The 23237-nt window shown below is 60.1% G+C and carries 29 protein-coding genes; 18 read left to right on the top strand and 11 right to left on the bottom strand.

What is annotated here, in order from left to right:
* Positions 1-12: 12 nt before the first annotated feature.
* Genes E6W33_RS16080 through E6W33_RS16050 form a run of 7 tightly spaced genes read left to right on the top strand, consistent with a single transcriptional unit; the run spans position 13 to position 7677 of the window.
* Positions 13-1263: a sarcosine oxidase subunit beta family protein gene (locus E6W33_RS16080; RefSeq protein ID WP_136418333.1), complete on the top strand. Its 1251-nt coding sequence runs from the start codon at positions 13-15 to the stop codon at positions 1261-1263.
* Between the two features lie 9 nt (positions 1264-1272).
* Positions 1273-1569, top strand: coding sequence for a sarcosine oxidase subunit delta (locus tag E6W33_RS16075; RefSeq protein ID WP_136418332.1), 297 nt, complete (start codon positions 1273-1275; stop codon positions 1567-1569).
* Complete coding sequence (locus E6W33_RS16070) at positions 1566-4475, top strand: 2Fe-2S iron-sulfur cluster-binding protein (protein ID WP_136418331.1); 2910 nt, start codon at positions 1566-1568, stop codon at positions 4473-4475. The genes E6W33_RS16075 and E6W33_RS16070 overlap by 4 nt, the downstream gene beginning before the upstream one ends.
* Positions 4476-4491: 16 nt before the next feature.
* The gene (locus tag E6W33_RS16065) at positions 4492-4980 is read left to right on the top strand and encodes a hypothetical protein (protein WP_136418330.1); all 489 of its coding nucleotides are present in this window, start codon (positions 4492-4494) and stop codon (positions 4978-4980) included.
* 6 nt (positions 4981-4986) lie between these two features.
* Positions 4987-5862: a formyltetrahydrofolate deformylase gene (gene purU, locus E6W33_RS16060; RefSeq protein ID WP_136418329.1), complete on the top strand. Its 876-nt coding sequence runs from the start codon at positions 4987-4989 to the stop codon at positions 5860-5862.
* Positions 5863-5919: 57 nt separating this feature from the next.
* Complete coding sequence (locus E6W33_RS16055) at positions 5920-7077, top strand: branched-chain amino acid ABC transporter substrate-binding protein (RefSeq protein ID WP_136418328.1); 1158 nt, start codon at positions 5920-5922, stop codon at positions 7075-7077.
* 9 nt (positions 7078-7086) lie between these two features.
* Positions 7087-7677 carry a TetR/AcrR family transcriptional regulator gene (locus tag E6W33_RS16050; protein ID WP_136418327.1) on the top strand — a complete coding sequence of 197 codons (591 nt, stop codon included), beginning with the start codon at positions 7087-7089 and terminating at the stop codon, positions 7675-7677.
* Between the two features lie 24 nt (positions 7678-7701).
* On the opposite strand, the gene E6W33_RS16045 is transcribed toward E6W33_RS16050, so the two are convergent.
* The 3 genes from E6W33_RS16045 to E6W33_RS16035 all read right to left on the bottom strand — a co-directional run bounded on the left by E6W33_RS16045 (position 7702) and on the right by E6W33_RS16035 (position 9876).
* Complete coding sequence (locus E6W33_RS16045; RefSeq protein ID WP_168798669.1) at positions 7702-8148, bottom strand: metalloregulator ArsR/SmtB family transcription factor; 447 nt, start codon at positions 8146-8148, stop codon at positions 7702-7704.
* A 106-nt stretch (positions 8149-8254) separates the two neighbouring features.
* Positions 8255-8584 (bottom strand): rhodanese-like domain-containing protein, encoded by a 330-nt coding sequence (locus E6W33_RS16040; RefSeq protein ID WP_247869668.1) that lies wholly within the window; start codon positions 8582-8584, stop codon positions 8255-8257.
* A 20-nt stretch (positions 8585-8604) separates the two neighbouring features.
* On the bottom strand, positions 8605-9876 hold the full coding sequence (locus E6W33_RS16035; protein WP_136418325.1) for an FAD-dependent oxidoreductase: 1272 nt from the start codon (positions 9874-9876) through the stop codon (positions 8605-8607).
* Positions 9877-10026: 150 nt separating this feature from the next.
* Here E6W33_RS16035 and E6W33_RS16030 point away from each other — a divergent pair, with 150 nt between their 5' ends.
* Both E6W33_RS16030 and E6W33_RS16025 read left to right on the top strand, forming a co-directional pair.
* Positions 10027-10317, top strand: a complete 291-nt coding sequence (locus tag E6W33_RS16030) for a metalloregulator ArsR/SmtB family transcription factor (protein ID WP_136418324.1) — start codon at positions 10027-10029, stop codon at positions 10315-10317.
* Between the two features lie 34 nt (positions 10318-10351).
* Entirely contained in the window at positions 10352-11149 is a 798-nt protein-coding gene (locus E6W33_RS16025; protein WP_136418323.1) for a sulfite exporter TauE/SafE family protein, read from the top strand.
* 2 nt (positions 11150-11151) lie between these two features.
* Here the strand turns inward: E6W33_RS16025 and E6W33_RS16020 are convergent, their stop codons facing one another.
* Positions 11152-11490, bottom strand: coding sequence for an HPF/RaiA family ribosome-associated protein (locus E6W33_RS16020; RefSeq protein WP_136418322.1), 339 nt, complete (start codon positions 11488-11490; stop codon positions 11152-11154).
* A gap of 228 nt (positions 11491-11718) precedes the next feature.
* Here E6W33_RS16020 and E6W33_RS27090 point away from each other — a divergent pair, with 228 nt between their 5' ends.
* Positions 11719-11871, top strand: a complete 153-nt coding sequence (locus tag E6W33_RS27090) for a hypothetical protein (RefSeq protein WP_168798668.1) — start codon at positions 11719-11721, stop codon at positions 11869-11871.
* 55 nt (positions 11872-11926) lie between these two features.
* Here the strand turns inward: E6W33_RS27090 and E6W33_RS16015 are convergent, their stop codons facing one another.
* The 4 genes from E6W33_RS16015 to E6W33_RS27085 form a co-directional block, all read right to left on the bottom strand.
* Positions 11927-12886 carry a PA2778 family cysteine peptidase gene (locus tag E6W33_RS16015; RefSeq protein WP_211097356.1) on the bottom strand — a complete coding sequence of 320 codons (960 nt, stop codon included), beginning with the start codon at positions 12884-12886 and terminating at the stop codon, positions 11927-11929.
* A gap of 12 nt (positions 12887-12898) precedes the next feature.
* Positions 12899-13291: a PA2779 family protein gene (locus E6W33_RS16010; protein WP_211097355.1), complete on the bottom strand. Its 393-nt coding sequence runs from the start codon at positions 13289-13291 to the stop codon at positions 12899-12901.
* Between the two features lie 220 nt (positions 13292-13511).
* The gene (locus tag E6W33_RS16005) at positions 13512-13763 is read right to left on the bottom strand and encodes a hypothetical protein (RefSeq protein WP_136418320.1); all 252 of its coding nucleotides are present in this window, start codon (positions 13761-13763) and stop codon (positions 13512-13514) included.
* 37 nt (positions 13764-13800) lie between these two features.
* On the bottom strand, positions 13801-13977 hold the full coding sequence (locus E6W33_RS27085; RefSeq protein ID WP_168798667.1) for a hypothetical protein: 177 nt from the start codon (positions 13975-13977) through the stop codon (positions 13801-13803).
* 141 nt (positions 13978-14118) lie between these two features.
* On the opposite strand from E6W33_RS27085, the gene E6W33_RS27575 reads away from it, so the two are divergent.
* The 3 genes from E6W33_RS27575 to thpR all read left to right on the top strand — a co-directional run bounded on the left by E6W33_RS27575 (position 14119) and on the right by thpR (position 16316).
* Positions 14119-14535 carry a hypothetical protein gene (locus E6W33_RS27575; protein WP_247869667.1) on the top strand — a complete coding sequence of 139 codons (417 nt, stop codon included), beginning with the start codon at positions 14119-14121 and terminating at the stop codon, positions 14533-14535.
* Between the two features lie 42 nt (positions 14536-14577).
* The gene (locus tag E6W33_RS15995) at positions 14578-15603 is read left to right on the top strand and encodes a metallophosphoesterase (protein ID WP_247869666.1); all 1026 of its coding nucleotides are present in this window, start codon (positions 14578-14580) and stop codon (positions 15601-15603) included.
* Positions 15604-15728: 125 nt separating this feature from the next.
* Positions 15729-16316: an RNA 2',3'-cyclic phosphodiesterase gene (gene thpR, locus E6W33_RS15990; protein ID WP_136418319.1), complete on the top strand. Its 588-nt coding sequence runs from the start codon at positions 15729-15731 to the stop codon at positions 16314-16316.
* Positions 16317-16329: 13 nt separating this feature from the next.
* Here thpR and tcdA read toward each other — a convergent pair whose 3' ends face one another.
* On the bottom strand, positions 16330-17175 hold the full coding sequence (gene tcdA, locus E6W33_RS15985; protein ID WP_136418318.1) for a tRNA cyclic N6-threonylcarbamoyladenosine(37) synthase TcdA: 846 nt from the start codon (positions 17173-17175) through the stop codon (positions 16330-16332).
* A 125-nt stretch (positions 17176-17300) separates the two neighbouring features.
* Here tcdA and E6W33_RS15980 point away from each other — a divergent pair, with 125 nt between their 5' ends.
* From E6W33_RS15980 to E6W33_RS15970, 3 genes are all read left to right on the top strand, one after another.
* Positions 17301-18437, top strand: a complete 1137-nt coding sequence (locus tag E6W33_RS15980; RefSeq protein ID WP_168798666.1) for an MFS transporter — start codon at positions 17301-17303, stop codon at positions 18435-18437.
* Positions 18438-18633: 196 nt separating this feature from the next.
* The gene (gene pdxH / locus E6W33_RS15975) at positions 18634-19269 is read left to right on the top strand and encodes a pyridoxamine 5'-phosphate oxidase (RefSeq protein ID WP_136418511.1); all 636 of its coding nucleotides are present in this window, start codon (positions 18634-18636) and stop codon (positions 19267-19269) included.
* 66 nt (positions 19270-19335) lie between these two features.
* The gene (locus E6W33_RS15970; RefSeq protein ID WP_136418316.1) at positions 19336-20544 is read left to right on the top strand and encodes a cyclopropane-fatty-acyl-phospholipid synthase family protein; all 1209 of its coding nucleotides are present in this window, start codon (positions 19336-19338) and stop codon (positions 20542-20544) included.
* A 29-nt stretch (positions 20545-20573) separates the two neighbouring features.
* Here the strand turns inward: E6W33_RS15970 and E6W33_RS15965 are convergent, their stop codons facing one another.
* Together E6W33_RS15965 and msrA are read right to left on the bottom strand one after the other, a co-directional pair.
* Positions 20574-20978 carry an HIT family protein gene (locus E6W33_RS15965; protein WP_136418315.1) on the bottom strand — a complete coding sequence of 135 codons (405 nt, stop codon included), beginning with the start codon at positions 20976-20978 and terminating at the stop codon, positions 20574-20576.
* The gene (gene msrA / locus E6W33_RS15960) at positions 20975-21535 is read right to left on the bottom strand and encodes a peptide-methionine (S)-S-oxide reductase MsrA (RefSeq protein ID WP_136418314.1); all 561 of its coding nucleotides are present in this window, start codon (positions 21533-21535) and stop codon (positions 20975-20977) included. Before msrA ends, E6W33_RS15965 begins: the two co-directional genes overlap by 4 nt.
* 184 nt (positions 21536-21719) lie before the next feature.
* Between msrA and E6W33_RS15955 the strand changes: the two genes are divergently transcribed.
* A complete protein-coding gene (locus E6W33_RS15955) occupies positions 21720-22487 on the top strand; it encodes a helix-turn-helix domain-containing protein (protein WP_136418313.1) in 768 nt (255 codons plus the stop codon).
* Between the two features lie 69 nt (positions 22488-22556).
* The gene (locus E6W33_RS15950; RefSeq protein WP_136418312.1) at positions 22557-23072 is read left to right on the top strand and encodes a flavin reductase family protein; all 516 of its coding nucleotides are present in this window, start codon (positions 22557-22559) and stop codon (positions 23070-23072) included.
* Positions 23073-23237: the final 165 nt, after the last annotated feature.

Genomic DNA, 23237 nt, shown 5'->3' with positions numbered 1-23237 from the left:
AAACTGCATTGAATGAAATATTCTGCATGGGCTTTGATGCGAGAAGGCTGGCGTGACAACGCCGACTGGACTCCCGCATGGCTGGACGCCGAGCCGAAGCCGCAGTACGACGCGATCATCGTCGGCGGCGGTGGCCATGGACTCGCGACCGCTTACTACCTGGCGAAAAACCATGGCATGACCAGGATCGCCGTTCTGGAAAAAGGCTGGATCGGCGGCGGCAACACCGGACGCAATACCACGGTCGTTCGTTCCAACTATCTCTATCCCGAAAGCGCGCGGCTGTACGAATTCTCGGTGCGGCTCTATGAAGCCATGTCGCGCGACCTCAATTTCAACATCATGTTCAGCCAGCGCGGCATGGTGACGCTCGCGCACACACGGCACGACCTCGATTCCATGGCGCGCTGGGCGAATGCCATGCGGCTCAACGGCATTGACTCCGACCTGCTTTCCCGCGATGAAGTGATGGAACTGTGCCCGCGCCTCGCCGATGGCGGTCCGCAGGCGCGCTTTCCGATTCTCGGCGGTTTCATCCAGCGCCGCGCCGGCACCGCTCGCCATGACGCGGTGGCGTGGAGCTATGCGCGCGCGGCTTCGGCGCTTGGCGTGGACATCATCCAGAATTGCACGGTTACCGGTTTCGACATGTCGGACGGGAAGATAAGCGGCGTCAAGACCAACCGTGGCACGATGCGCACCGAGCGTGTCGGCGTCGCCGTCGCGGGCAGCAGCACCCTGCTCGCCGATATGGCCGGTTTCCGCCTGCCGGTGACCAGCTACGGACTGCAGGCGATGGTGAGCGAGCCGGTCAAGCCGGTACTGGATACTGTGGTCATGTCACCGGCCGTGGGCGCCTACTGGAGCCAGTCCGACAAGGGCGAACTTGTCATCGGTGGCGGCATCGACCACTTCATTTCTTATGCACAGCGCGGCAGTTACGCGGTCACCCAGCAAGTGCTGGCCGCAACCCTGGAAATGTTCCCCTCGTTCAGCCGGCTGCGCCTGATGCGCCAGTGGGCAGGCATTGTCGACGTGGTGCAGGATTCCAGCCCCATCATCGGACCGACGCCGGTGCGCGGCCTCTACATCAACTGCGGATGGGGCACGGGTGGCTTCAAGGCGATCCCGGTCGGCGGCTGGACGCTGGCCCATGTGCTGGCCACCGATCGCAGCCATGAGCTGGCCGAGCCGTTCCAGCTTGAGCGCTTTTACACCGGCAGGCTGATCGACGAAGCCGCAGCGTCCGGTATCGCCCATTAGGACTCCGACATGATGCAACTCACATGCCCCTGCTGCGGCGGGCGGCCAGAAAATGAATTTCAATGCGGCGGCCAGACAGCCATCGCACGTCCCGGCCCCGCCTCCGCTGTCAGCGACGAAACCTGGGGCGAGTACCTGTTCTTTCGGGACAATCCGTGCGGCGTCCATGCCGAACGCTGGCGCCATACCTTCGGTTGCGGACAATGGTTCAACGTATTGCGCGACACGGTCACGCACGAGGTGCACGCGGTGTATGACATCACCGCAAAGCGCCCGAATCTGCCGATGAATGGAGATGCGGAATGAGCGGCTACCGCCTCAAGGCCGATCGGCCCGGCTTGATCAACACCGCGCGGCGCATCGATTTTCAATTTGCGGGACGCAAGCTGCAGGGTTTCGAAGGCGATACGCTGGCGTCGGCATTGATCGCATCCGGCGTGCGCACCATCGCACGCAGCTACAAGCTGCACCGGCCGCGCGGCGTCTTCACCTGCGGCCCGGAAGAACCGAGCGCCATCGTTGACGTCGGCGTGGGCGCCGATCGCACGCCTGTTACGCGCGCTACCGATGTCGAGCTGTTCGACGGATTGATCGCAGACTGCGGAAACGCGTGGCCAAGCGTCGACCTCGACTTTTCGGCCGCAACCGCGAAATTCGCTCGCTTCATGCCGCCAGGCTTCTATTACAAGACCTTCATGTGGCCGAACTGGCATCTGTTCGAGCCGAAGGTGCGCAACATGGCAGGCCTTGGCATTGCGCCGCAGGGACGCGACCGTGATCGCTACGATGAAGTCAGCATCGATACCGACGTGCTGGTGATCGGCGGTGGTGCCAGTGGCGTGGCAGCCGCGCGCACGGCCGCTGCCGCCGGTTCGGGCACCGTGCTGCTGGAATCGGACAAGGCGCTGGGCGGCTGGCAGCGCTGGGCGACGCAGCAGGATACCGAGTCATGGCGCGAAGACCTCGCGCGTGCCGGCGTGCAGGTGCTTGTTCGCACCACGGCATTCGGCGTTTACGACCACCATTTTGTGACAGCACTGGAGGTGCTGCCGAAGGGCAGCGACGTGCGCGAACGGGTCTGGAAGATACGCGCTTCACATATCGTGCTCGCGACCGGCGCCTTTGAGCGGCCGATGCTGTTTCCCGATAACGATCGGCCGGGCGTCATGCTTGCGGGCGCTGTACAGCGCTATGCATCCGATTATGCAGCGGCCTGCGGGAAGCGGGTTCTGCTGGCGGTCAACGCCGATAGCGGCTATGCGACGGCGGCCGCCTTGCTGCGCGCCGGCATCGCTGTCGCGGGGATCGCCGACACGCGGCCCGAAGGAAGCCGTGGTGCGCATACTGCCATTCCAGCAGGCGTGCCGCACTGGCACGATGCCTTTGTGGTCGGTGTCGAAGGCAAGTCGTCGGTGCACTCCGCACAGCTGTTGGCCGGCGGACAGGTGCGCAGCATCGACGCCGACACGATCGCCTGCGCAGGCGGTCTCACGCCGAACGTGAACCTGTTTTCGCAAGCGGGCGGCAAGCTGCGCTGGGTGGACGAATCCGCCATGTTCGTGCCGCACGGCGCGCCTGCTGGCATCGCGTCGGTCGGCGCATGCGCCGGCGTGTTTGACGAAGCAGCGGCAAGCATGCACGCGGAAGAGTCGGTGCGCGCACTGCTGGCCGGAGCCAGCATCCCGGCCGCGCCGGTGGGCGGCGTTGGAACGTGTCTGGCAGACACCCATCCGGCGCCAGCTGCTCTGGAAAAAGGCGCGCGCAAAGGCAAGATCTTCGTGGATTTGCAAAGCGATGTCAGCAGCGATGACATACGAATTGCCGCGAGCGAGAACTATCGTTCGGTCGAGCATCTCAAGCGCTACACGGCGACCGGCATGGGCACCGATCAGGGCAAGACGAGCAATATCAATGCGCTGGTGCGACTGGGCGCGCATACCGCGCGCGAACCGGCGCAAGTGGGCACGACCAAATTCCGTCCGCCCTTCAAACCGATCACCATGGGCGCCGTCGTCGGCGGCCGCAGCGGCGAGCGCTACCGGCCGCGACGCCAGTTGCAGGCACGTACCTGGCATGAGCAGCGCGGCGCGCTGTTCGAGGAATTCGGCGGCTGGATGCGTCCGGCGGCCTATCCGCGAGAAGGAGAAAATCTCGAGCAGGCCGCCTTGCGCGAAGCACTCGCTGTACGGCACGGCGCAGGCTTGTTCGACGGTTCTCCTCTTGGAAAAATCGAGGTGGCGGGACCGGATGCGGCCGCTTTCCTCGACCTCATGTATGTCGGCACCATGTCCACGCTCAAGCCCGGCCATGGACGCTACGGCTTGCTGCTGAACGAGAACGGCGTGATTGTCGACGACGGCATTGTGGTGCGCTTGTCGGAACAGCATTTCTGGGTCAACACCACCAGCGGCGGCGTGGAGCGCACCGCTGCGGCATTCGATGAATGGCTGCAATGCGAATTCGTCGACATGCGCGTGGCCGTCATTCCGGTCACCGGGCAATGGGCCAACATCACTGTCGCCGGGCCGCTTGCATGGAAGCTGCTGCAGGAGCTTGGCTTTCCCGCGGAATTCGCGCCATCACACATGAAGCACATGACGATGCAAGGCACTGAAATCGATGGTGTGCCGCTGCGCGTTCTGCGCGCGAGTTTTTGCGGCGAGCTGAGTTACGAGATCAACCTGCCGCCGTCGTACGCGCAGGAATTGCTCGACCGATTGTGGGAGGTCGGAAAACAGTTCGATGTCACCGCTTACGGCGTCGAAGCGCTGCAGATCCTGCGCACCGAAAAAGCTTATCTGCATGTTGGTGCAGACACTGACGGCACGACGCAGCCTGCCGATGTCGGCTTCGACCGCGGCATCGAGAAAAAGGCCGCCAACTTCGTCGGGCGCCGCTCATTGCTGCGCCCTGCCTCACGCGATGCCAATCGCATGCAGCTGGTGGGCATGCGCCCGGTGGACCGGCGCACGCGGCTGCCGGTGGGTGCGCAAGTGGCGCCCGCTCCCCTGCCCTGCGAGACCGAAGGCTGGGTGACGTCGAGTTACTTCAGTCCGATCCTCGGCGAACCGGTTGCGCTAGGAATGTTGCGGCGCGGCCGCAGCCGTACGGGAGAACGCATCCGGCTGCATCACATGGGGGCCTGGCTGGAAGCGGAGGTGGTCGAGACACCGTTTTACGATCCGGCCGGTGAACGATTGAATGGAGCTTGATGCAATGCGCCCGAGCATGACACGACTGAGCGGATGGGGCGTGGCCACGATACGCGTATTCAAGGTTGACGAACAGGCCGTCGCCGCGCCTGCCGCCGCTGCGTTGAACGCCGCCTGGCCGCAGCAGCATGGCGCCTGGAGCGGTACGGATCCATGGCTGATCTGGCGCAGCAGGACAGAGCGGATCGCGCTGGCATCCTCCCCCAAGCGCTTGAACAAGCTGCTGACAGAACTGCGACCGGGCAACAGGGAAGCGGGCTGCGCCATCGATCTGAGCGAAGCCGTCGGCGTATGGCGGCTGGAAGGTGCCGCCCTGCCCGGCGTGCTCGCACGACTGGCCGATGTGTCGGCAGTGCCGGCGCCGGGCAACGCCACGCGCCTGCGTTGGGCGGATGTGGCTGCGATGCTCTTCCGTATTTCGGAATCTAATGCCTTGCTTCTGGCCGACGCCCCCCTGGAACCCTATCTTGCCGACTGGTGGGCGTATGCCTGCGACGCCTTGTAAATCGTTATGAAACATCCCAACGAACATTACATACTCACGGTCCGCTGCGCCGACCAGTCGGGCATTGTTGCCGCCGTCGCCACGGCTCTGTCCAGTCAGAAGGTCTTCATCACCGAATCCTCGCACTACGGCGATCCGGATACCGGCTTGTTCTTCATGCGCACGGTCTTCCGTGCCGAGGACGAAGGCTTCGCCGGCATGGATGCGGTCCACGCGGCGCTGCAAGCGGTGGCGGGGCGCTTCGGCATGACGATCCAGATCACGCCGGAATCGCACGCGATGCGCACCATCATCGCCGTATCAAAGCACGGCCACTGCCTCAATAACCTGCTGCATCAATGGCATTCCGGCGAGCTTCCGATCAATGTCGTCGCGGTGGTTTCCAACCACGAGGAAATGCGCCGGCTGGTGGAATGGTATGGCATTCCCTATGTCCATTTGCCGCTGGAAGGCGGCGACAAGCGCGCGCAGGAAATGCGCATGCTCGAAACGATCCGCGAGTACAAGGCCGAGCTGACAGTGCTGGCGCGCTACATGCAGATCCTGTCGGACGATCTGTGTCGCGCGCTTGAGGGACGTTGTATCAACATCCATCACTCCTTCCTTCCGAGCTTCAAGGGAGCCAGGCCCTATCACCAGGCGCATGCGCGCGGCGTGAAGGTAATCGGCGCCACGGCGCATTATGTGACGCCGGACCTCGACGAAGGCCCGATCATCGAGCAGGAAACCGTACGCGTAGACCACGGTCTGGCGCCCGATGAGTTCGTGCGCATCGGCAAGGATATCGAAAACGTCGTGCTGTCGCGCGCAGTTCGCTGGCATGCGCAACGGCGTGTACTTCTGAACGGCGAACGTACTGTCGTTTTCCGGCAAGCCGGCTGAGCGGGAGCCCTGCAACCCGCATTGTTTTTGACATCACACCTGGAGGAGCCTCTCGTTATGAAGCAAGAAAATTTTTCGCGTTCGCGCCGTATCACCGTGCTGGCTGCGCTTTGCGCATCCGCTTTCGCCTTCAGCCAGCCCGCGTCCGCGGAAAAGGTCGTCAAGATCGGCGTATCGGGCCCCTATAGCGGCGGCATCGCACACTATGGCAAGGACTTCGAAAACGCGGTCAAGCTTGCGATCGACGAGGCAAATGCCGAGGGTGTCAAGCTGGGCGGCGAGGCGGTTCGCTTCGAGATGCTGTCGGAAGACGACCAGGCGGATCCCAAGCAGGCGGTTGCCGTCGCCAATCGCTTCGTCGACGCAGGCGTGGCTGGCGTGGTCGGTCATCTGACGTCGGGCGCGACTATCGTGGCATCCAAGGTCTATAACGCCGCCGGAATCCCGCAGGTCGCTCCGGCGGCCACCAACCCGACTCTGACCCGCCAGAACTTCCGCACGGTGTTCCGCGTCATCGGTGATGACCAGCAGGTCGGCGCGACCATTGCGCAGTACATGGTCGGCAAGCTGGGCGCGAAGAACGTGGCGGTGGTCGACGATCGTACCGCGTTCGGCCAGGGGCTGGCGGACGTGGTGGCAAAGACCGTGACCAGGCTCGGCGGCAAGGTCGGGGCGCGCGAATACACCAGCGACAAGGCTTCCGATTTCCACACGATCCTGACGAACATCAAGAGCAAGAATGTGCAGGCGATCTTCTACGGCGGCGTCGACGCGCAGGCAGGTCCGTTCAGGAAGCAGATGATCGAGATGGGCATGAAGATTCCGCTGTTCGGCTCCTCGATCTCCAGCGATGCGTTCGCGAGCCTGGCCGGCAAGGACGCGGCGGAAGGCACCTATTCCGGCGATTCCGGCCAGGCCATCGAGAAGATGCCCGGCGGCCCGGACTTCACGAAGAAATTCAATGCCAGGTTCGGCAAGGTTGTCATGTACGCACCTTATGGCTATGATGCGACCAACGTATTGATCAACGCCATGAAGGCGGCGAACTCCGCGGATCCGAAGAAGTACCTGCCCCAGATTTACAAGCTCAACTTCAAGGGCGTGACGGGCCAGATCGCGTTTGACAGCAAGGGGGACCTGCGCTCGGCGGCAGTCACCATTTCGCAGGTCAGGAACGGCAAGTTCGAACCGCTGGAAACCATCTCCAACAAGTGAGGACGACACATGACGAAAGCGCGCAGCAAAACGGCCGATAACCTGTCGGCTGAGGACTGGATTCTTGCTGCGCGCGCCGCGCTGATACGTCACGGCGTGGCCGACGTCAAGGTGGATCGTCTCGCGCGTGACCTGAACGTCACGCGCGGCAGTTTCTACTGGCACTTTGCGGACCGCCAGGCCTTGCTCGATGCGCTGCTCAAGCACTGGCGTTCGCAAAACACCGAGCCGTTCTTGCGCGTGATCGGCAAGGACAAAGAGCCGGCGCTGCAGCAGCTTGCGCGCTTTACGCGCATCTGGCTCGACGAGAAGGAATTCGATCCCGATTTCGACAGCGCGGTGCGCGACTGGGCACGCAATGCTCCCGAAGTGGCGCGCGCGGTACGCTCGGCCGATACGGCCCGCCTGAAGGTGCTCATGCGGATTTTTTCGGCGCTGGGCTTCTCGGAAAAGGAAGCGATGATCCGCGCACGCATCACCTACTACCACCAGGTCGGCTACTACACCATGCGGATCACCGAATCCCACGCACGCCGGCGCGAACTGTTTCCCGCCTACTTCGCGGTGCTCGCCGGCCAGCCGCTGCCTTCGCAGGTGTAACCCTCCGCAGACGCGCAGTTCCGGTTACGGATTTTCGTACCGCGTCGCGGGTCCGTTCGCCACGAGTGCCAGCGATTTCTCCCACTGGCAGGTGCCTCCGCCAATGCTGCAGCGCCGGTCGGGCAGACGACAGGTCTCGAAGTCTCCGCCGCCCGCATTTCGCCAGCCGATGGCCTTCTTGCGACACACGTCGCGGCAGAGCGTCATCGCGTTCTGGTCGCCAATGCTATAGAAAACCTGCGTGCCCTCCTTGCGTCGCACGAGGATCCTGGACTGGTGCAGCATCTTGAGCTTGTGCGAGACGTTGGATTGTTTCGCGTTGATATGTGCCGCGATTTCATTGACCGTACGTTCCCCGTTGCGCAGCGTACTGAGGATTCTCAGGCGTATCGGCTCTGCAAACAGCTCGAAGTAATGCGAAGCCGTTTCCAGCTGTTCGTGGTCCGGGGTCTGGTCAAATTGGAATGGCATGTCGCGAACCTGTCCTGGGGTGGTCTCCATTCAAAGCAGCGTACCCCGCCGCCTATCGGAAAAAAATGATTTGAATCAAGTTCCGCAGGCGGTGCGTCCGCACCGGTCAGCTGAGAATGCGACGGTTCATGCGCCGCGCCAGCGAGAAAACGCCGCCGCCGTTCACCACCTGCCGATAACCCAGATTGATCAGTTGCTGGCGAGCCGCAGCCGAGCGTGCCCCGCTTTGACAATAGACGATGATCGGCGCTTCCTTGTCTTGTGCGATCTTGTCGATTCCCTGTGCCATGGCCGGCAGCGGCAGCGGAATGGCTCCGTCGATATGCCCGGCAGCGAATTCCGCCGGTGACCGCACGTCGATCAACATCGCCTGTTCCGGCAATTGTTCCGACGCGCTGCCGGAAACCATTGAAAACAGCTTTTCCAAAATTCCCATTGTGTTCCTTTGCCAAAGATTCAACTTTCAAGCCGCTCGATGCCGAGCGACTTGAGGATGTATTTTTCGTAAATCGGTTCGGACGTCCCGTTCTTCATCTTGTACATGAAGTACTTTTCGTAGGCGACCTTCGCCACATGCACCCATTTTCCCTTTTTCATCCACGCGACGTTGCGCGGCGGGATCTGCGGCAACGCGACGAAGGCGACACCCGTTTCTCCCATGTCGGCAAGACAGATCGCGTTCCAGCTTCCCTTCGCCGTAGCCGGCTGGCCGGCAAGGTCCGCGGCGATGTTGTGCACAATCGCCGTCACCATGGTTTCAATCATGTAGCCGGTCTTGGGCGCGCCGGTCGGCACGGGCGTTGCCTCGACCGGTGGAATGGCGATGCACACGCCGGCGGCGAAAATATTCCGGTACTTCTTGCTGCGCTGGTACTCATCCACCAGCACGAACCCGCGCGGATTGCATAATCCCTCGACGCCCGCGACGGCATCGACGCCACGGAAGGCCGGCAGCATCATGCTGAACTTGAAGGGCAGCTCGTGCTCCTTTTTGACGCCGCCATGTTCATCCAGTTCGGTGACGAACATTTTTCCCGGCTCGACGCGCGTCACCTTCGCATTCGTGATCCATTTGATATCGTTCTGCCGCAACTCGCTTTCGAGCATCGACTTCGAGTCACCCACGCCGCCCAGGCCGAGATGCCCGATATACGGTTCGCTGGTGACATAGGTCATCGGCACCTTGTTGCGCAGTTTCCGGCGGCGCAGGTCGGCATTGAAGATGAATGAGAATTCGTAGGCCGGGCCGAAACAGGATGCGCCAGGCATCGCACCGATGATCGCGGGTCCGGGATCCTTCAGGAACTGCTGGTAGTCGGCGAATGCCTGCTCGGCATGGTCCAGGGCGCAGATCGAATGGGTATTGGCCGCCGGCCCCGCACCCGGCACCTCGTCGAACGCCAGCTTGGGGCCCGTCGTGATGACCAGATAGTCGTAATCGAGCCGGCTGCCATCGGCCAGCACCAGGGCGTTACCGGCCGCATCAATGGTCGTGACCGGTTGTGCAATGAAGGCAATGCCGCGCTTTTCGAGGTAGGGGCGGATCGGAAAACTGATCGTCTTGCGGTCCCGCCAGCCGACACTCAACCAGGGATTCGATGGCACAAACTGAAAGTAATCAACGGCATTGACCACCGTGATGCGGTGGCTGCGGTCCAGCATGTTGCGAAGCTCGTGCGCGGCGGGCATGCCGCCAACTCCCGCACCAAGAATTACGATATGAGCCATGGTTCTCTCCGGTTGTCATGTCTTGCGTCGAAATCGCTCAAGCGGTGCCAGCCCGCTTTGCTGTATTATGTGACTACTTAAGTACTTACGCAATAATGCATTTTAACAAGATCGACATTGCGCCTCGCGCGCGACGATGAAGGATGTGCGATGGAAGGACTCCCGAGAGAAACCACAGGACAGGTCGCCGCCTACTTTCAAGTGCTGTCGGTGCCGGCTCGGCTGTGCATCCTCAACCTGCTCCGTCAAGGCGAACGCAATGTCGGAGAACTCGCGGAGTTATGCGATTACACCTCCTCCAACATCTCCCAGCACCTGGCAATTTTGAGCAAGCACGGGCTGGTCGCGCGCCGGGGCCACGGTACGATCGCGTACTACCGGATCGCCGACGAATCCGTCTATGCACTGTGCGACCTCGTCCGCCGGCGCTTCGCGGGCTGATGCTGCGCGACTGTTCTGTCGACGAAGGGGAGCGATGACTAGCCTGGTGCTGGGTCTGATTGTCGGTGTGATCCTGGCCTTGACCGGCGCAGGAGGCGGCATTCTTGCCGTGCCGCTACTGATGTTCGGTGCCCATCTTGGCGTCGCCGATGCGGGGCCGATCGGGCTTGTCGCCGTCGGACTGGCTGCCGCCCTGGGAGCGGCGCTTGGACTCAAGACGGGAACGGTTCGCTATCGGGCAGCACTCCTGATGGCTGGATTCGGAATTGTGTTTTCCCCGCCTGGTCTCTGGCTGGCGCGCCGCATCGACAATCGCTGGCTTGCTGTCCTGTTCGCCATCGTCATGCTGCTTGTCGCCGTCCGCACCTTCCGGCAGGCCGGCGGATCGCCATCCTCGCAATGCCGGGACCCGGAGCTTGCGCCCCCGTGCGTACGCCACCAGGCCAGCGGACGCTTCATATGGACCTCTCGCTGCGCAAGATCGCTTGCGCTTTCCGGAACGCTTGCCGGTTTGCTATCGGGATTGCTTGGAGTGGGTGGCGGCTTCGTCATGGTCCCCGCGCTGCAACGCTACACCGACCTCGACATGAAATCCATCGTATCGACTTCGCTGGCCGTCATCGCGCTCGTATCGGCCATGGGAGTGGCCTCGAGCGCGATCGCGGGTCATTTGAACTGGAGCGTCGCGCTCCCCTTCTCTGTCGGCGGTCTTGCCGGCATGTTCGCCGGCAGACTGGCTGCAAATCGGCTGGCGGGACCGCAGATGCAAAAAACCTTTGCCTTCGTATCCGCGGTCGTCGCACTTGGCATGATCGCCAAAGCCGCCTTCTGACATCAGACTGGCGCTGTGTCCTCGCCCTTGGCCGGACTCGCATGTCTGCGTTGCATCAAGCGCATCGCGCGATGCGCGGCGCGTCTTACCGCACAATCGATTGCGTAGTACATGTCTTCCTGCACTTCACGAATCACGACTTCCGGCTGGCCGGCCATGGTGACGTTGAGCTGGCATACCTTGTCACGTCCCCCACCGGGGCCGTTGAGATCGCCCAGCCGCACGACGATGCGCACAACATGGCTGCGCGCACGGGCAAAGGCCGCGCGCAAGGTTTGTTGCAAGTGTTCATACAGCGAAGGGGTCAGAGAATATTCCGGACCCAGCATTTGCACATTCATGTGCGTCTCCTTTGATCATTCTCGCAACTTGCAGTGTTGCGTATTATTGTTGGTTGAAAAACCTGGTAAAAGCTGAACAGTATTCCGGGTAAACCGAAGCCAATCATCCAATCGACGGTCTTGCTTCAGGTTTCTGTGGTCGCCGCAGACGTTCGGTTCCATCTGCATGGTTCGGATCGAAGGACAAGATTCGCGTTTCCTCGGAAAAGGGGCAAGACAATGAATCGCATGAAAGGCATCACCATCATTCAATTGATGATTCTTCTGTTCATCGCCGGGATTGTTGGCGCACTGGTGGTCAGGCTTCTGATCGACAAGCGTTGCGAAGCCGGTGGCCCGGAAAAGCTTTGCATGGACAGAAACGCAATTCGGACGAAGTAATGTTTCTTGCATTGCATTTCTCGTGATTCGTTCCGGCCGGCAAATAGCGCATAACTCATTGTCCGGCTTTCCGCTCCCCGTCCTCGATCGCGCGCAAGGTTGCCTGCGCCGCTTCCCGCCACGGCCCACCTAGAGCGGCGGCGTTTTCCGCCGCTTTGCGCGCTTCCTTGAACTCGCCGAGTTCGGTAAGCACGGATGCCAGATTATTGAAAGCCGGCGCGCTATCGGGATGTTCCTGCGCGGCGGTCCTGAATGCCGCCGCCGCGGCTTGACGATCGCCTGCGGCGTACGCGCTGTTGCCGTATCCCATTTGCAAAGTGAGCTTGTGCGGCCAGCGCTTCAACGCCGCGTCATACGCCTTGCGTGCCAAAGCCGCGTCGCCGTTTTTTTCGAATGCCACGGTCGCTGCAACGACGGCCTGCTCGTCCGCAGTTGCCGGCAATCGGCCGGGAGGCAGCACCACCATGCCCCAATAGCCGCTGCGCGCCCAGGTATGCTCGAAGGTGGACAAGGGCATGATCTCGCGCTCGGTCGTGCCTGATCGCAAGACGATATCGCCGGTGTTCAGGTCATATCCGATTGCCACCGCGTAGTGCCAGAGCGGGAACCAGGGCAAGCTCAGGTTCTGCAAGACGATGACCGGATTGCCGGCGGAAAGCTCCGTGAGCAAGGCTTCGATGGTGGGAGGCACGGTCATGCTGAGCGCGCCGTTGCGCCGCGCCGCAGCCAGCATTTCGGGCTGCAGGCTGCCTTCGCGCTGCGGCACATACACCTGCGGCACCAGCGCATCCGGTGTCGCGGAGATACCCGCGGCATTAAGCGACATTGCCAAAGCCGCCGGCCCGCACTGGTAGCGTTCCTGCGGGAAGAAAGGTGTGGAGACCAGCTCGACTTTCGACGGCAGCCGGGTGGTTGATGCGGACTGCAGAAGCGATCGCGTCTGCGTCGCACAACCACTCAGCAACACAAGCACCATCAGCATTCCCGGCAGGAGCCCGCGCCAGGAATGCGTCATGCCAACCGGCATTTATCGCTTGGAGCGCGTGAACGGGAACACCTTGGTCAGGCCAAGAATATCCGTGACGAGCAGCACGACGAAGATGAGAACCAGCGCACCGACCACATCACCGCCGGCAGGCAGGGTGTCAATCTGGTTCGCCAGCGTGGCTGCTTCCGCATCGGTAAGCGCGGCGACACGCGCCTGCGCGTCACTCTTGTTGACACCCATTTTCTCAAGTTGCGCCATTACTTCGGGACGATCGAGCGCCGCAGCGATGCGCTCCTTGTTCTGCTGGGCCGCATTCGCAGCGAGCACTTGATCGGTACCGATCATCGCCGCTTGCACAGTCTGGGTAAACCCGACAAACGTGAATGCACTCAGCAGCATCCAGACAAACCCGCGCTTCAATTTCTGGATCATGATTTCCTCTTCTTCGTATAGCGATTAATGCCGATGGAATAAACAACACCAACCAAAGGTTGGACCCCTTTGAAACGCCGGAAGTGTAGCATTTTGCCTTTTATGTTAACCGTGAAGAAACATCTGTTAACAAATTCGATATCTCCGGAAATATCAATATTGGAACGCGGGAAAAACTTGCTGCTTCGCAATCAACTCAACAAAACGCCTGACTCCGGCATCAGGGCCAAGGCATCGGGTTCATGTCGATGTACTGAGTGGTTTCCCTGTTGCCGGCAGATCCGTCGTCCGCACTTCCTTCGCCCAGCTTCGGCCCCGCCAGCCGTCCGATTTCCCGCCGCGACTCATTGAAGTCCGACGAGAGCAAGGGAGATTCCGGATTAGGCCAGTGCGCGATCGCCCATCGGGTGAAATCCTCGAAGCGCTGAATCAGTTCCGCTGCATATTTGTCGCACTCTTGCTTGTTCGCCATATTTCGTCCTTCCTCATTCGCCATGCAGGGCAATCAATCACTTGTCCTTGAGCTTGTCGGGGTCGGGCCTGATTTCCTCAAGCTTCGGCAGATCTTCCGGTGAAATGCCGGAAGGCAAACCGATGTCATCGATGCCGATAGGATTGTCCTTGGTACGCACGACTTGCGGATCCGGCTTCCCGAGCTCGCCTGGCTCGCGTTGCGAATTGCCCATATGGCCTCCAAATAAAAATTAGACGAACGGCCACTCGGATGGTTCGTCGCCGGCATTCCGCGACCCTCCGACAGTTGCGCGAAGAACTATCTCCCTGTGCCATCATCATATGCTTACTCTGACGGCAAGAAGGAGAATCGCATGGCATCACAACCCAGGCATTTCATGGATGAAGCGGACATCGGCAGCGGCGAGAAATCGCCCGCGCAGACAGAGCTGGAACACGAGCAACGCTCGGTCGATCCTGATGCGGCAAGCCATCCGAATGGCGGAAAGAAGGCGCATGAACCGAACGGAAAGAGTGTCGAGGGACATCCCGGCGATCCGCAAGCCGCACCTGCGAATGGTCGGGTACTGCAAAGCGGAGAGCATCTTGCACGCATCCTTGCGCTGGCACTCCCCGATGGCAACTATGAGGCACAAGTGTATGTTCGCCTGACACGCGAACCGGAGATCGCGGAGACCTATATCCCGGCAGGAACATTTCCAACGGAAGCACAGGCATGGACCGCGGCCGAGGAAAGAGCAAAGCGCGCGTTCAACGAGCATGAATTCTAGAAACAACCGCTCCTCGCATCCATTTCGACCCTGACGATCGCCATGGCGAAGGCGTCTCTGCGTGGCGTGCTGCTGATCCTCTACAATAGAAGCCCGTCAACAGTCCATGCCGTGCCCGCAATGATCGCTTTCAACCATGCTCGATTTGTCCGCAATATCGCTCTTGTCGTCGCGCTGATCGGGGTTCTGTCGGCCTGCCAATCCAATAAAGGCGTGCACGAGGAAGCGGTGAAGACCGCACTCATGTCCGACACCGGCGTCGCCGTCTACGCCGCCGGCGACATTGCCGATTGCCGGAACCGCAAGCCGGAGGACAGCGGCGCCGCCAAGACCGCAGCGCTCATCATCCCCGGATTGGCGCGCGATGAACACGCGGCTGTGCTCGCCCTGGGCGACAATACCTATCCGGTCGGGCTGCTCGGCGAATTCACCAATTGCTACGAACCGACATGGGGACAGTTCAAGCAGCGCACCTTTCCCGCTCCGGGCAACCATGAGTACTACACGCCGAACGCCGTGGGCTATTACAGCTATTTCGGCGCAGCGGCCGGTCCGACACGCAATGGTTATTACAGCACCGACATCGGCAGCTGGCATGTCATCTCGCTCAACAGTTATCTGAAGCCGGAGCAGCACAAGGCGCAGATGGAATGGCTGAAATCCGACCTGGAAAAGAACAAGGCGCGTTGCACGCTGGCCTACTGGCATCACCCGCTGTTCAGCTCGGGAGGCCACGGAAACAATGCCCAGATGACAGAAGCCTGGCGCATGCTCCAAGCCGCCGGTGCGGATTTGGTGCTGTCCGCGCATGATCATGACTATGAACGCTTCGCTCCCCAGGATGCCGACGGGCAGCAGGACGACAAGCGCGGAATGCGCGAGTTTGTCGTCGGCACCGGTGGCGCCAAGCTCACGCCCCTGCGCTTTCGCAGATTCCACAGCGAAGTCAGCGATAACTCGTCACACGGCGTGCTCAAGCTGGTGCTGAAGAATCAGGGTTATGAGTGGGAATTCCTGCCGGTCGACAAAGATGGCTTCACCGATCGCGGCGCTGCCCTATGTCATTAAGCTGTGGTCATTAAGCTGTAGCCGTTAAGAGACGAACGCCTTGGCGAATTGCCTGTCATACAAACAACTCTTCGCGAATGCCATGACAACGAATTTCTGACTCGGGAGGCCATAGGGGAGCCGACATGACGATGAATGCCAAGCCAACGGAATCGCTGCGCCTGTTCTTCGCGCTCTGGCCCGACGACGCCACGCGCACCGCGCTCATGCAACTGCAGACATCGCTGCGCGGGCGCCTGATTCCCTATCTCAATATTCACCTGACGCTTGCGTTTCTGGGACAACAGCCCGTGACGATTCTGCCGGCGGCGAAGAAGATCATCACGCATCTCCGCGCTCCGTCGTCGACGCTGATCCTCGACAGGGTCGGCTATTTTCCGCGCAATCGCGTTGCCTGGGTCGGCACGCACACGACGCCGGATGCCCTGATCTCACTCTCGCAGGAACTGGCGCTCGCGCTGAAAGAGCATGACATTTCCTGCGACATGCGTCAGCCGTTCAAGCCGCACATCACGCTCGCACGCGACGCATCTCCGCCGCCCGATTTTGCGTTTACGCCGATCGAGTGGCATGCGAGCCAGATCGCATTAGTGCAGTCGGTAACAAGGCCGGAGGGTTCGGTTTACGAAGTGCTTGCATCGCGCTCGCTGGACGAGGCATGCTGGGTGCCCGATGAAAGTGGCGACGAAATGAGCAGGCGGCCGGCTTCGTAACAAGCCAGGCCGCTTAGGGACCGTCCGAGGATACGGCCTCTTCCGCCAGCCGGCGCAAGACATGCGCCGCAGCGGCCAGGCCAAAGCTCGCCGTCACCACCATGGCAGAACCGAATCCCGCGCAGTTCAAGCCGGTCACTCCAGTCTTGTCGTCTTCGTCGATAGCGCATGCTTCGCCGGTCTCGGGAAAGCGCAAAGGCTCGGTCGAAAATACCGCATCGATTCCGAACTTGTTTTTTGTGCCACGTGGGAAGCCGTGCTGCGCACGCAGGCGCTTGCGCACCTTGGCCAGCAATGGTTCCTGCTCGGTGCGAGAGAGATCGCGGATTTCAATTCTGGTCGGATCGATCTGCCCGCCCGCGCCGCCGATCGTGATCAGCCGTATCCCCTTGGCGCGGCAGTATGCGATCAATGCGGTCTTCGCCTTGACGCTGTCGATGGCGTCGATGACATAGTCATAAGCGCGCGAGCCGATCATCTGATCGAGATTGTCGGCAGTGATGAAATCCTCGATCTCGGTCACTTCGCAATACGGATTGATTTGCGCGATACGTTCAGCCAATGCAGTGACCTTGGCCTTGCCCAGCGTATCGCTCAGTGCGTGTATCTGGCGATTGACATTCGACTCGGCGACGTTATCGAGGTCGATCATCGTGATGCGCCCGATCGCGCTGCGCGCCAGCGCCTCGACGATCCAGGATCCGACGCCGCCGACGCCCACGACACAGACATGCGCGTCGCGAAAACGCGACAGCGCCGCCTCTCCGTACAAGCGCGCAATGCCTCCGAAACGACGATCGAAATCGATGTCGTCCCCGGAGGAATCAAGAGGTGGATTAAGCGAAATAATGGCGTTCATTTCGCCATTTTAACGGACGGCAACGAACTATATTTTCCTCTAGAATGTTTTTTGTGGATTTGTGGCCTCCAGGCCTGTATCGTTGATCTGTGTTCCCCTCCGCGCCGCTGCTGCAACTTATTCTTGTGTCATTGACCGCGCATGCCGCGCTGGCCGGTGCCCGCATCACGACCTCTCTGTATGCACTGTCCTTGCACGCTTCGGAATTCACCGTTGGCACCCTGATCGCGCTGTTCTCGCTCTTCCCGATGTTGTTCGCTGTGCAGGCAGGCCGCCTGATCGACCGCGTCGGCATCATCAAGCCGATGCTCGTCGGCTGCATCGCCATCGGCATCGGTTGCGCGCTGCCGAGCGTGATCAGCGGGTTGCCAATCCTGTATCTTGCGACAGTGCTCATCGGCACCGGGTTCATGGCGGTGCAAGTTGCATCCCAGCATACCGTCGGCGAAATCAGCACGACGGAAGAACGCGCATCCAACTTCAGCTGGCTCGCTCTGGGCTTTTCGATTTCCGGATTTTGCGGTCCGGTACTTGCCGGACTGATCATCGACCACGCCCGCTACAGCACCGCATACACGGCATTCTGCGGCGTCGCGCTCGGCGCACTGGCCCTGATCACCTTTGGTCGGTTGCGACAACTCCCGTTCCATTCACAAAAGGAAGATTTTTCGTCGGGCAGCGCGCTGGACTTGCTGCGCAATACCGAAATGCGGCACATCTACCTCGTAGGCACGCTGCTCTCGTCGGCATGGGATCTGTTCACCTTCGTGCTGCCTATCCAGGGTGCGCGCTCAGGCTTCAGCGCATCGACCATCGGCCTGATCCTCGGCTGCTTTTCCGCCGCCACCTTCATGGTGCGCCTTGCCATGCCCTGGATTTCGCGTCGGCTGTCAGAATGGCAAATACTGGCTTCGGCCTTGATGCTGGCAGCGCTCTGCTACGCCTTGTTCCCGCTGATGCGGCAACCTCTTGCGCTGATGGCGGTGGCAGCGGTTCTCGGCATGGCGGTGGGTTCCAGCCAGCCGAACATGCTCGCCTTGTTGCACCATACTGCTCCGGCCGGTCGCGCGGCGGAGGCTGTCGGCGTACGGGTCACGATCGGCAATGCCAGCCAGGTTATCCTGCCGCTGATGTTCGGCGGCGCCGGCCTCGCCATCGGATTGCCGGCGGTATTCTGGAGCATGGGCGCCATGATCGGCGCCGGTGTTCCGCTCGCATGGCGCAAGAGCGCCGCCCACCCGCAATCCGTTTATCGCGAATAAACCACCTTAAAGCCCTGCTTTCCTTCCCATTTCGATAAAATTGATGCAAGACAAGGCATATTGCCGGCGATAGGCTATGTTGAAGAGAATGGCCTTATTGTGCGTGGCGTGCGGGCAACCAAGGCCGCAGTTGCATATCAAACAATTCCACGCCGGACATGGCCCTTGATGTTGAACACAGCAAACAGGAAAGATGATGTCGATAGCAGATTTACGAAAAGAATACAGCCGCGCTAGTCTGTCGGAAGCGGAAGCCCTCCCCAATCCCATCGAGCAATTCTCGAAATGGTTCAGTGAGGCGATCGCCGCCCAGGTGCCGGAAGCAAACGCAATGTGCGTCTCCACCGTCGGGGAAAACGGCAGGCCGTCCTCGCGCATCCTGCTGATCAAGGAATTCGATCAGCGCGGTTTCACGTTTTTCACGAATTACGGCAGTCGCAAGGGACATGAGTTAACGCAAAACCAATATGGCGCATTGCTGTTTTACTGGATTGAACTGGAGCGGCAGGTTCGCATCGAGGGCCGCGTCGAGCGCATATCCGACGAAGAAAACGATGCGTACTTTCACAGCCGTCCATTGAAAAGCCGCCTGGGTGCCATTGCGTCCGCGCAGAGCAGCCCGATCGACAGCCGCGAAGCGCTGGAAGAAAAAGTCACCCAGGTAGAACAACAGTATGGGGATCATCCGTCCCGGCCCGCGCATTGGGGCGGATTCAGGCTGGTTCCGGATTACATCGAGTTCTGGCAGGGCCGCCCGTCGCGCCTGCATGACCGGATCGCGTACACCTTGCAGGCTGACGGAAGCTGGCAACGGCAAAGGCTGCAGCCGTAGTTGATTTAAATCGCAGCTACCCGGACTCGCATCACTCGATCAATCCGTCATTGCGGAGGGCATATCGTGTTTTGGGAAAAGAAGCTGGGAAGCTGGGTAGACAGTATTCGCGGCGAGTCCGCCTTGCCGTTGCGGCTGGTGCTATGGAACGGGCAGCAGCTCGACTTCGGTGCGCAATCCCCCTCCATGGTCACGGTCAAAGTGCCGCATATTTCGGCGCTGAGTTATCTGCTGACGCCGTCGCTGTTCAACCTCGGCAAAGCCTATGTCGAAGGCAAGATCGAGGTGGAAGGGCGCGCCAAGGAAATCATTTCGGTCGGCAGCGCACTCGCCGCGCGCGCCTTGAAACCGGAAGGCAAATTCGCCCGCGTGGTGCGTTCCCTGCACCACACCAAGAAGAAAGACGAAGACGCGATTCGTTATCACTATGACGTTTCCAACGACTTCTATACCAAGTGGCTGGACGATAACCTGGTCTATTCCTGCGCCTACTTTGAAAACGGCGACGAAGACCTGACGACCGCGCAGCTGAAAAAGATCGACCACATCCTGGCCAAGATCCAGGTACGTCCCGGCCATACCCTGCTCGACGTCGGCTGCGGCTGGGGCGCGCTCGTGCTGCGCGCGGCGCAGAAATTCGGCGCGAAATGCGTCGGCATCACCTTGTCGCAGAACCAGTGCGAACTCGCGCGCGAAAGAGTGAAGCGTGCGGGGCTTTCCGACCGCGTGGAAATTCGTATCCAGGACTACCGCGATGTGAGCGGGATATACGATCGCATCACGAGCGTCGGCATGTTCGAGCACGTCGGCGCCAAGCATTTGCCGGAGTACTTCGGCAAGATTTGTTCATTGCTGGCAGACGACGGCATCGTGATGAATCACGGGATCACCACGACCGATCCGAAGAACGGGGCAACGGCATACGGCGGCGGCGATTTCATCGAACAGTATGTTTTCCCCTATGGGGAGCTGGAACACATCGGCACCGTGCTCACGACGATGCAGGAAGGCGGGCTGGAAATCTACGATGTGGAAAACCTGCGCCGCCACTATGCCAGGACCTGCGGCATCTGGGCCGACAATTACGAGACACACGCAGCGGACATCAAACCCCTGGTGGACGACAAGCGCTTTCGCATCTGGCGCGTCTATCTGGCCGGATGCGCATACGCATTTGCCCAGGATTGGGTGTCGCTCTATCAGGTGGTCTGCACCAAGGCGGGCCGTGAACCCGCCTTGCTTCCGTGGTCACGCCGGTACATGTACGTCCACTGACGCGTGCTCACCAAGGCTATCGTTGTGACCTAGTCGAGCTGGATTTTCGCCGCGTACTCGCGCAGCTTGTCGATCCCGGGTTCCTTTCGCGGCCAGGTCAGCTCGACGCCGTCATCCTGAAATCGCGGCAGCACGTGCAAATGCAGATGCGGCACCGTTTGCCAGCCGGCGGGCCTGTTGGCCTGCAGGATCGTGATGCCGTCCGGCCGGAAAGCCTGTTGGACCGCTTTCGCAATTCTGCACGCGGCGCGCATCATGGCAGCGGCTGATTCCTCATCCGCATCCATCAGCGTCTCATAGGGCTTCTTCGTCGCCACCAGCACATGCCCGGGATTCACCTGGCCCGCATCCATGAATGCGTACACTAACTCGTCCTCGTACACCTTCACGCTCGGGATCTCGCCGCGGATGATTTTCGAAAATACGGTGGTCACTTCCCTTCCCTCTCGTTCGCATGATCGGTCGCATTGATCTTGTTGGCAAAAATCTTTCTGAATTTGGCGACTTTGGGCGCAACGATAAATGCGCAGTAGCCTTGCAAGGGATGCTGACGGAAATAATTCTGGTGGTAATCCTCCGCCTTGTAATATTCCTGTGCAGGACTGAGTTCGGTCACGATTGGCGCATCCCACACGCTTGCCATGCAGGCGATGACCTGCTTCGCGGTTTCCTGCTGTTCGGGCGTGTGGTAGAAGATGACGGAGCGATATTGCGTGCCGATGTCATTGCCTTGCCGGTTCGGTGTCGTGGGATCGTGGATGGTGAAGAAAATCTCAAGGATCTCGCGATAGCTGACCACCGCAGGATCGAATTCCACGCGGATAACTTCGGCATGGCCAGTGGTGCCGTCACACACTTGCTCATACGTCGGGTTGGGCACGTTACCGCCCGCATAACCGGACTCCACGTGCTGCACGCCCTTCAGTTCCTGATAGACGGCTTCGAGACACCAGAAGCATCCCCCGCCGAGTGTTGCGATTTCAGTAGCCATCGTTGTTCCCGTTCGTTATGACATGACTTTAGCGCAAACCGCCGGCGATGCATAACCGATTCGAACAAAGCATGGCGTCTTCTCATTGCGTGCATCGCCATGTGTTTCAAGTTACACCCTTTGAGAGCCGCGTATCGCGCTGGTGTATCATTTTTGCTACTTTGTTATCAAGCCGATAAAAATCATGTTGCATGCAACGTCCCTCGTCGACGCTCTCAAGCGCGAACTGAAAGCGCGCGGCATCACCTATGCCGATCTAGCCGCACGTATTCGGATGTCGGAAGCCAGTGTAAAAAGGATGTTTTCACAGAAGAATTTCACGCTTCAGCGACTGGATGAAATCCTCAACGCCGCGCAGATCGATTTCCGTGACGTGGCGCTGGTCGCCCACGATGAATCCAGGCTGATCTCGGAATTGAGCTATGCGCAGGAAAAGGAAATCATCGGCGACACCAGGCTGTTTGTCGTCGCCGTGTCGATTCTCAATCAGTTCACGGTTGCCCAGATCGTACAGATTTATCAAATGACCGAAGCGGAGGTTGTCAAATACCTGATCCGCCTGGACAAGATCGGTTTTCTCGAACTTCTCCCCAACAATCGCGTGAAGATGCTCGTTTCGCGCACCTTTCGCTGGATCCCCAACGGCCCGATTCAAACGCATTTCCGGGAACAAGCCTATGGCGATTATCTCGAATCGCAGTTCGACGGCGACCATGAATTGATGCGACTGGTGAATGTCATGCTGTCGAAGCAATCGATTGCCGCGCTTCTTGATCGCATGAAGCAAGTCGCGCGCGAATTCTCGCAACGGCACCAGGAAGATGCGAAGCTGCCCTTTGAGGAAAAATATTCGATCAGCTTCATGCTCGCGGCGCGTCCGTGGATGCCAAAAGCATTTCAATCCTTGTTGCGCGAACAAGTGCCGCCATCGACGCTGGTCCGCCGCAAATAGCCGAGAACTGCTTGCCCGCCATAAAAACTTCTTTTTCGGCATAATGAGCAAAATTTCCTGGATTTTCAGATGTCTCATCAGTCTCCAAGCGCGGGCCCACCGGAATTCGAAACTCGCCAATTTCGAGAAGCACTGTCTCAGTTCGCTACAGGCGTAACGATCATTACCACTTGCCTGCCCGACGGCAGCTTCCTCGGATTGACCGCCAGTTCGTTCAATTCCGTTTCACTCGACCCGCCGCTCGTACTCTGGAGCTTGTCGCAAGGCGCAAGCAGCCTGCCGGTATTCACAGGGAATTCCCATTACGTCATCAACGTGCTTGCAGGCGATCAGGCAAGTCTGGCGGAACGGTTTGCCATGCGCATCGACAATCGTTTCGAAGGTGTCGACTTCGACTTGTCACGCACCGGCTTGCCGATTGTGAAAGGGGTTGCAGCCTGGTTCGAATGCCACAACCGCAGCCGCTACCCGGAAGGCGATCACGTCATTTTCGTCGGCGAGGTCGAGCGCTGCGATGTGTCGCCGAAGCCCGCTCTGGTTTTTCATGGCGGGAAATTTGTATCAACCAAACCGATCACAGCATAAGGAATCGGAGGCATCTGCCCCGGGATTTCTCTTCACATCAGGACTCTACAATGACCTCAAAAACCACCAAAGCTGCGTTCCACTGGGGCGACCCGCTGCTGCTGGACCAGCAACTGACGAATGAAGAGCGCATGGTGCGCGACGCGGCGAATGCCTACTGCCAGG

It is taken from the genome of Herbaspirillum sp. ST 5-3 (assembly GCF_004804275.1).
Classification (GTDB): Bacteria; Pseudomonadota; Gammaproteobacteria; order Burkholderiales; family Burkholderiaceae_D; genus Noviherbaspirillum.
This window is presented reverse-complemented; position numbering and strand designations above follow the sequence as displayed.

What these genes read in the sequence shown, in the direction of transcription:
- E6W33_RS16080 (WP_136418333.1), top strand. Translation starts at nt 13, where the DNA reads ATGAAATATTCTGCATGGGCTTTGATGCGAGAAGGCTGGCGTGACAAC.
- E6W33_RS16075 (WP_136418332.1), top strand. Translation starts at nt 1,273, where the DNA reads ATGATGCAACTCACATGCCCCTGCTGCGGCGGGCGGCCAGAAAATGAA.
- E6W33_RS16070 (WP_136418331.1), top strand. Translation starts at nt 1,566, where the DNA reads ATGAGCGGCTACCGCCTCAAGGCCGATCGGCCCGGCTTGATCAACACC.
- E6W33_RS16065 (WP_136418330.1), top strand. Translation starts at nt 4,492, where the DNA reads ATGACACGACTGAGCGGATGGGGCGTGGCCACGATACGCGTATTCAAG.
- purU (WP_136418329.1), top strand. Translation starts at nt 4,987, where the DNA reads ATGAAACATCCCAACGAACATTACATACTCACGGTCCGCTGCGCCGAC.
- E6W33_RS16055 (WP_136418328.1), top strand. Translation starts at nt 5,920, where the DNA reads ATGAAGCAAGAAAATTTTTCGCGTTCGCGCCGTATCACCGTGCTGGCT.
- E6W33_RS16050 (WP_136418327.1), top strand. Translation starts at nt 7,087, where the DNA reads ATGACGAAAGCGCGCAGCAAAACGGCCGATAACCTGTCGGCTGAGGAC.
- E6W33_RS16045 (WP_168798669.1), bottom strand. Translation starts at nt 8,148, where the DNA reads ATGCCATTCCAATTTGACCAGACCCCGGACCACGAACAGCTGGAAACG.
- E6W33_RS16040 (WP_247869668.1), bottom strand. Translation starts at nt 8,584, where the DNA reads ATGGGAATTTTGGAAAAGCTGTTTTCAATGGTTTCCGGCAGCGCGTCG.
- E6W33_RS16035 (WP_136418325.1), bottom strand. Translation starts at nt 9,876, where the DNA reads ATGGCTCATATCGTAATTCTTGGTGCGGGAGTTGGCGGCATGCCCGCC.
- E6W33_RS16030 (WP_136418324.1), top strand. Translation starts at nt 10,027, where the DNA reads ATGGAAGGACTCCCGAGAGAAACCACAGGACAGGTCGCCGCCTACTTT.
- E6W33_RS16025 (WP_136418323.1), top strand. Translation starts at nt 10,352, where the DNA reads ATGACTAGCCTGGTGCTGGGTCTGATTGTCGGTGTGATCCTGGCCTTG.
- E6W33_RS16020 (WP_136418322.1), bottom strand. Translation starts at nt 11,490, where the DNA reads ATGAATGTGCAAATGCTGGGTCCGGAATATTCTCTGACCCCTTCGCTG.
- E6W33_RS27090 (WP_168798668.1), top strand. Translation starts at nt 11,719, where the DNA reads ATGAAAGGCATCACCATCATTCAATTGATGATTCTTCTGTTCATCGCC.
- E6W33_RS16015 (WP_211097356.1), bottom strand. Translation starts at nt 12,886, where the DNA reads ATGACGCATTCCTGGCGCGGGCTCCTGCCGGGAATGCTGATGGTGCTT.
- E6W33_RS16010 (WP_211097355.1), bottom strand. Translation starts at nt 13,291, where the DNA reads ATGATCCAGAAATTGAAGCGCGGGTTTGTCTGGATGCTGCTGAGTGCA.
- E6W33_RS16005 (WP_136418320.1), bottom strand. Translation starts at nt 13,763, where the DNA reads ATGGCGAACAAGCAAGAGTGCGACAAATATGCAGCGGAACTGATTCAG.
- E6W33_RS27085 (WP_168798667.1), bottom strand. Translation starts at nt 13,977, where the DNA reads ATGGGCAATTCGCAACGCGAGCCAGGCGAGCTCGGGAAGCCGGATCCG.
- E6W33_RS27575 (WP_247869667.1), top strand. Translation starts at nt 14,119, where the DNA reads ATGGCATCACAACCCAGGCATTTCATGGATGAAGCGGACATCGGCAGC.
- E6W33_RS15995 (WP_247869666.1), top strand. Translation starts at nt 14,578, where the DNA reads ATGGCGAAGGCGTCTCTGCGTGGCGTGCTGCTGATCCTCTACAATAGA.
- thpR (WP_136418319.1), top strand. Translation starts at nt 15,729, where the DNA reads ATGACGATGAATGCCAAGCCAACGGAATCGCTGCGCCTGTTCTTCGCG.
- tcdA (WP_136418318.1), bottom strand. Translation starts at nt 17,175, where the DNA reads ATGAACGCCATTATTTCGCTTAATCCACCTCTTGATTCCTCCGGGGAC.
- pdxH (WP_136418511.1), top strand. Translation starts at nt 18,634, where the DNA reads ATGTCGATAGCAGATTTACGAAAAGAATACAGCCGCGCTAGTCTGTCG.
- msrA (WP_136418314.1), bottom strand. Translation starts at nt 21,535, where the DNA reads ATGGCTACTGAAATCGCAACACTCGGCGGGGGATGCTTCTGGTGTCTC.
- E6W33_RS15955 (WP_136418313.1), top strand. Translation starts at nt 21,720, where the DNA reads ATGTTGCATGCAACGTCCCTCGTCGACGCTCTCAAGCGCGAACTGAAA.
- E6W33_RS15950 (WP_136418312.1), top strand. Translation starts at nt 22,557, where the DNA reads ATGTCTCATCAGTCTCCAAGCGCGGGCCCACCGGAATTCGAAACTCGC.